The organism is Azohydromonas sp., from assembly GCF_035325925.1.
Classification (GTDB): Bacteria; Pseudomonadota; Gammaproteobacteria; order Burkholderiales; family Burkholderiaceae_C; genus Calidifontimicrobium.
Map to the genome: position 1 here is coordinate 1 of NZ_DAOKZA010000091.1, position 6,436 is coordinate 6,436.

A 6,436-nucleotide genomic window follows, 5' to 3' on the forward strand; every position below is an offset into this window, starting at 1 on the left:
CGGCACGCGTGGTCGAGATCGGCGGTGCCGAGGGCAACGAGGCGCTGGTCGCATCTGGGCTGAAGCCCGGCGAGCAGGTGGTCACCGCCGGCGTGCACGTGCTGACGCCGGGACAGAAGGTCACGCTGTACGCCGCGCCCGTCGAGGCCGCGGCCTCGCGCTGAACGTTCGCCACGCCGATGCCCCCCGCCACGTCCGCGGCCCCGGCTGGCGCGTCGCGCTTCAACGTCTCGCGCTGGGCGATCGAGCACGCGCCGCTGACGCGCTACCTGATGATCGTGCTGCTGCTGCTCGGCGCCGCAGCGTACTTCCAGCTGGGACAGGACGAGGACCCCCCCTTCACGTTCCGCGTGATGGTGGTGCAGGCGTTCTGGCCCGGCGCGAGCGCGGTGCAGGTGGCCGAGCAGGTCACCGACAAGATCGAAAAGACGCTGCAGGAGGTGCCCTACGCCGACGTGGTGCGCAGCTACACGAAGCCGGGCGAGTCACTGACGTTGCTGCAGCTGGCCGACCACTCGCCGCCGCACGCCGTCGGCGACGTGTGGTACCAGGCGCGCAAGAAGATCGGCGACATGCGCCATACGCTGCCGGCGGGCGTCGTCGGGCCGGTGTTCAACGACGAGTTCGGCGACGTCTACGGCTCGATCTTCGCGCTGTGGGCCGACGGCTTCACCCCCGAGGAACTGCGCGAGTTCGCCGAGGGGGTCCGCGAGCGGCTGCTGCGTGTGCCGGACGTCGGCAAGGTCGCGCTGTTCGGCGTCCAGCCGGAGAAGCTGTACGTCGAGATCGGTCAGAAGCGCCTGGCGCAGCTCGCACTGGACATGAACCAGGTCGTCGCGCAGCTCGGCGCGCAGAACGCGGTCGAGGGCGCCGGCGTGCTCGACGCGCGCAGCGAGAACCTGCAGGTGCGCGTGGCCGGCGCGTTCACGTCGGTCGACGAGCTGGCGCGGCTACCGATCCGCGCGGTCAACCCGGCCACCGGGCAGGCCAGCGCACTGCGCCTGGGCGACATCGCCGAGATCCGGCGCGCCTACGCGGAACCGCCGGCGGTGAAGGTCCGGCACCAGGGGCGTGATGTCATCGCGCTGGGTGTGTCGATGGCCTCGGGCGGCGACATCATCGTGCTGGGCAAGGCGCTGCGCGAGGCCACCGCGCAGATCGCCGCCGACCTGCCGGCGGGCATCGAACTCGTGCAGATCCAGGACCAACCGACCGCCGTCGGCCGCTCGGTGGGCGAGTTCGTCAAGGTGCTCGTCGAGGCGCTGGTGATCGTGCTCGCGGTGAGCTTCGTCAGCCTCGGGCTGCACACGCGGCCGCTGCGCATCGACATCTGGCCCGGGCTGGTGGTCGCGATCACGATCCCGCTGGTGCTGGCGATCACCTTCGTCGCCATGTACTACTGGGGCGTGGGCCTGCACAAGATCTCGCTGGGCTCGCTGATCATCGCGCTGGGCCTGCTCGTCGACGACGCGATCATCGTCGTCGAGATGATGGTGCGCAAGCTCGAGGAGGGCTACGACCGGCTGCGCGCCGCCACCTTCGCTTTCGACGTCACCGCGATGCCGATGCTCACCGGCACGCTGATCACCGCCGCCGGCTTCCTGCCGATCGGGCTGGCGAAGTCGACCACCGGTGAGTACACGTTCGCGATCTTCGCCGTCACCGCGGCGGCGCTGGTGATCTCGTGGGCGGTCTCGGTGTATTTCGTGCCGTGGCTGGGCTGGCGGCTGCTGCGCGTCAAAGCGCGCGCCGGTGGCGACGAGGGGCCGCACGAGCTGTTCGACACGCCCTTTTACAGCCGCTTCCGCGCCGTCGTCGACGCTTGCGTGCGCCACCGCTGGTTGACGATCGCAGCGACGCTGACGGTCTTCGCGCTCGGCGTCGCCGGCATGGGCCGCGTGCAGCAGCAGTTCTTCCCCGACTCGAGCCGCCCGGAGATCCTGGTCGACCTGTGGCTGCCCGAGGGCTCGACGATCCACGCCAGCGACGAGGTCGCACGGCGCTTCGAGGCACGCCTGATGGCCGAGCCGGGCGTGGCCAGCGTCAGCACCTGGATCGGCGGCGGCGTGCCGCGCTTCTACCTGCCGCTGGACCAGATCTTCCCGCAGGGCAACGTCAGCCAGGCGATCGTGCTGCCGACCAGCCTCGCCGAGCGCGAGCGCCTGCGACGTGCGCTGCCGGCGCTGCTGGCCACCGAGTTCCCCGAGGTGCGTGCGCGAGTCAAATTGCTGCCCAATGGGCCGCCGGTGGCCTATCCGGTGATGTTCCGCGTGGTCGGCACCGAGGTCGAGCAGGTGCGGCGCTGGGCCGACGAGGCCAAGCGCATCCTGGGCGACCACCCGCACATGCGTGGTGTCAACGACAACTGGAACGAATCGGTCAAGGTGCTGCGCCTGCAGGTCGACCAGGACAAGGCACGCGCGCTCGGCGTGAGCAGCCAGTCACTGGCGCAGGCGTCGCGCACCATGCTGTCGGGCACGACGATCGGCCAGTACCGCGAAGGCGACAAGCTGATCGACATCGTGCTGCGCCAGCCCGAGGACGAGCGCCGCCGTATCACCGACCTCGCCGACGCCTACGTGCCCACCGCCAGCGGGCGGGCGGTGCCGCTCGGGCAGGTGGCGAAGATCGACTTCGGCTGGGAGCCGGGCGTGGTCTGGCGCGAGAACCGCAGCTTCGCCGTCACCGTGCAGGGCGACGTGGTCGAGGGCCTGCAGGGCGCGACGGTGACGGCGCAGCTGTGGCCGGCGCTCCAGCAGCTCGAGTCGCGCATGCCGCCGGGCTACGACATCGAGGTCGCCGGCGCGGTGGAGGAGAGCAGTAAGGGGCAGGGATCGATCGCCGCCGGCGTGCCGGCGATGCTGTTCATCATCTTCACGCTGCTGATGCTGCAGCTGCACAGTTTCAGCCGCGCGATGCTCGTGTTTCTCACCGGGCCGCTGGGCATCGCCGGCGTCGCCGCGGCGCTGCTGCTGCTCGACCGGCCGTTCGGCTTCGTCGCGCTGCTCGGCGTGATCGCGCTGATGGGCATGATCATGCGCAACTCCGTGATCCTGATCGACCAGATCGAGCAGGACCGCGCGCGCGGCGTGCCGGCCTGGGACGCGATCGTCGAAGCCGCGGTGCGGCGTTTCCGCCCGATCGTGCTGACCGCTGCGGCGGCAGTGCTGGCGATGATCCCGCTGTCGCGCAGCGTGTTCTGGGGGCCGATGGCGGTGGCCATCATGGGCGGGCTGATCGTGGCCACCGCGCTGACGCTGCTCGCGCTGCCCGCGATGTACGCCGCCTGGTTCCGCGTGAGGCGCGAACCGGCGCGCTGACCGGCCACCGGCCGGCGCGGGGCGCGGCGCCGCGCTGCCGCTAAAATGATGCGTTTGCCGAATCGCCTCGCGGGGTCGCTGGCCAATGCCACCGGCGGCCCCGTTGCACTTGGAGCCCTCGCGCGGGTGGCGAAATTGGTAGACGCACCAGGTTTAGGTCCTGACGCCAGCGATGGTGTGGGGGTTCGAGTCCCCCCCCGCGCACCAGACACGCAACGAAAGAGTTCGAGATCATGACGGTCACCGTGGAAACCCTGGACAAGCTCGAGCGCCGCATCACGCTGACGCTCGCCGCCGACGAGATCAACCGGGAGGTCGAGTCGCGGCTGAAGAAGCTCGCGCGCACCGTCAAGGCCGACGGATTCCGCCCCGGCAAGGTGCCGCTGTCGGTGGTCGCGCAGCGTTACGGCTACTCGGTGCACTACGAGGTGATGAACGACAAGGTCGGCCAGGCCTTCGCCGAGGCCGCCAACGAGGCCAAGCTGCGCGTGGCCGGCGCGCCGCGCATCGCGCAGAAGGACGGCGCGCCCGACGGCCAAATCGCGTTCGACGCGACCTTCGAGGTGTACCCCGACGTGCGCATCGGCGACCTGACGGGCGCCGAGATCGAGCGGGTGAGCACCGAGGTCACCGAGGCGGCGATCGACAAGACGGTCGAGATCCTGCGCAAGCAGCGCCGCACCTTCGCGCAGCGCCCCGCCGCCGAGGGTGCCGCCGAGGCTGATCGTGTGACGATCGACTTCGAGGGCAAGATCGACGGCGAGCCGTTCGCCGGCGGCAAGGCCGAGGGCTTCCAGTTCGTCATCGGCGAAGGCCAGATGCTCGAGCAGTTCGACAGGGCCGTGCGCGGCATGAAGGTCGGCGAGAGCAAGACCTTCCCGCTGCAGTTCCCGGCCGACTACCACGGCCAGGAGGTGGCCGGCAAGGAGGCCGACTTCCTGGTGTCGATGAAGAAGATCGAGGCCCAGCACCTGCCCGAGGTCGACGAGGCGTTCGTCAAGTCGCTCGGCCTGGCCGACGGCACCGTCGCCGCGCTGCGCGAGGACGTCAAGCGCAACCTCGAGCGCGAGGTGAAGTTCCGCGTGCAGGCACGCAACAAGGCGGCGGTGATGGACGCGCTGGTCAAGGCCTGCGAACTCGACGTGCCCAAGGCGCTGGTCGACGGTGAGGTCGAGCGCATGACCGCCGCCGCACGCGAGGACCTGAAGAAGCGTGGCGTCAAGGACGCCGACAAGGCGCCGATCCCGGCCGAGATCTTCCAGCCGCAGGCCGAACGCCGCGTGCGCCTGGGCCTGGTGGTCGCCGAGCTGGTGCGCGCCAACGGCCTGCAGGCCAAGCCCGAGCAGCTGCAGGCGCACATCGAGGAGGTGGCGCAGAGCTACGAGAAACCGGCCGAGGTGATGCGCTGGTACCTCAGCGACCGCCAGCGCATGGCCGAGGTCGAGGCGGTCGTGATCGAGAACAACGTCACGCAGCACGTGCTCGGCCTGGCCAAGGTGGTCGACAAGACGGTGCCGTTCGACGAGCTGATGAGCGCCTGACACGGCGCGCCACGCCGCGACGGGCGCCGAGCTGCAAGGCCGGCGCCCGCGGTGCATTCTGCGCGGTCCCATAATCGCGTCACGTCACCGCTGCAAGCGAAGGATTGCGAGACATGAGTGCGCTGGAAACGAGCAACCTGGGCATGGTGCCCATCGTCATCGAGCAGTCGGGCCGCGGCGAGCGCGCCTACGACATCTACAGCCGCCTGCTGCGCGAGCGGGTGATCTTCCTCGTCGGGCCGGTCAACGACCAGACCGCCAACCTGGTCGTCGCGCAGCTGCTGTTCCTCGAGAGCGAGAACCCCGACAAGGACATCTCGCTGTACATCAACAGCCCCGGCGGCAGCGTCAGCGCCGGGTTGTCGATCTTCGACACGATGCAGTTCATCAAGCCCGACGTGTCGACGCTGTGCATCGGCATGGCCGCCAGCATGGGCGCGTTCCTGCTCGCCGCGGGCGCCAAGGGCAAGCGCTTCACGCTGCCGAACTCGAAGATCATGATCCACCAGCCGCTGGGTGGGGCGCAGGGGCAGGCCACCGACATCGAGATCCACGCGCGCGAGATCCTGAAGACGCGCGAACAGCTCAACAAGATCCTCGCCGAGCGCACTGGCCAGGCGCTGGAGAAGATCGCCGCCGACACCGAGCGCGACTACTTCATGGGCGCCACGGAGGCCAGGGACTACGGCCTCGTCGACCAGGTGATCGAGCGCCGCGGCTGATCGCTGCGCGGGCACCGGCGCACGCGCCATCACGGCGATTGCGGGCTCTTTTCCGCCCGCAGGGCCGGCGTGCGCATGGACTATCATTCAAAGACGCCCACCCGCACTGCCCGCGCACGACTCCCCATGGCCGACAAAAAAGGCGCCTCGAGCGAGAAGGTCCTCTACTGCTCGTTCTGCGGCAAGAGCCAGCACGAGGTCAAGAAGCTCATCGCCGGCCCGTCGGTGTTCATCTGCGACGAGTGCATCGAGCTGTGCAACGACATCATCCGTGACGAGGTGCCGTCCGACGCCGGCGGGGGCAAGGCCTCGCGCTCGGACCTGCCGACCCCCGGCGAGATCAAGTCGCTGCTCGACCAGTACGTGATCGGGCAGGACCAGGCCAAGCGCATCCTGTCGGTGGCCGTCTACAACCACTACAAGCGCCTGAAGCACACCGCCGGCAAGGACGAGGTCGAACTGACGAAGAGCAACATCCTGCTCATCGGGCCGACCGGATCGGGCAAGACGCTGCTCGCGCAGACCCTGGCACGCATGCTCAACGTGCCGTTCGTGATCGCCGACGCGACGACGCTGACCGAGGCCGGTTACGTCGGCGAGGACGTCGAGAACATCATCCAGAAGCTGCTGCAGAACTGCAACTACGACGTCGAGCGCGCGCAGCGCGGCATCGTCTACATCGACGAGATCGACAAGATCAGCCGCAAGGCCGACAACCCCAGCATCACGCGCGACGTCTCGGGCGAGGGCGTGCAGCAGGCGCTGCTCAAGCTGGTGGAGGGCACGATGGCCAGCGTACCGCCGCAGGGCGGGCGCAAGCACCCGAACCAGGACTTCCTGCAGATCGACACGA

4 protein-coding genes, 1 tRNA gene and 1 pseudogene are annotated in these 6,436 nt (G+C 69.3%); all 6 read left to right on the forward strand.

Annotated features, from left to right (window positions below):
* Positions 1-164: pseudogene (locus PKC53_RS18385) on the forward strand (efflux RND transporter periplasmic adaptor subunit); the annotation flags it as partial.
* Between the two features lie 15 nt (positions 165-179).
* Positions 180-3,320 (forward strand): efflux RND transporter permease subunit, encoded by a 3,141-nt coding sequence (locus tag PKC53_RS18390; RefSeq protein WP_324431276.1) that lies wholly within the window; start codon positions 180-182, stop codon positions 3,318-3,320.
* 120 nt (positions 3,321-3,440) lie between these two features.
* A tRNA-Leu gene (locus PKC53_RS18395) sits at positions 3,441-3,527 on the forward strand.
* A 26-nt stretch (positions 3,528-3,553) separates the two neighbouring features.
* Positions 3,554-4,861: a trigger factor gene (gene tig / locus PKC53_RS18400; protein ID WP_324431278.1), complete on the forward strand. Its 1,308-nt coding sequence runs from the start codon at positions 3,554-3,556 to the stop codon at positions 4,859-4,861.
* A gap of 113 nt (positions 4,862-4,974) precedes the next feature.
* Positions 4,975-5,583, forward strand: a complete 609-nt coding sequence (gene clpP / locus PKC53_RS18405) for an ATP-dependent Clp endopeptidase proteolytic subunit ClpP (RefSeq protein ID WP_324431280.1) — start codon at positions 4,975-4,977, stop codon at positions 5,581-5,583.
* 126 nt (positions 5,584-5,709) lie between these two features.
* The coding region (clpX, locus tag PKC53_RS18410; RefSeq protein ID WP_324431282.1) for an ATP-dependent Clp protease ATP-binding subunit ClpX at positions 5,710-6,436 on the forward strand (727 nt) is incomplete at its 3' end.

What these genes read in the sequence shown, in the direction of transcription:
- PKC53_RS18390 (WP_324431276.1), top strand. Translation starts at nt 180, where the DNA reads ATGCCCCCCGCCACGTCCGCGGCCCCGGCTGGCGCGTCGCGCTTCAAC.
- tig (WP_324431278.1), top strand. Translation starts at nt 3,554, where the DNA reads ATGACGGTCACCGTGGAAACCCTGGACAAGCTCGAGCGCCGCATCACG.
- clpP (WP_324431280.1), top strand. Translation starts at nt 4,975, where the DNA reads ATGAGTGCGCTGGAAACGAGCAACCTGGGCATGGTGCCCATCGTCATC.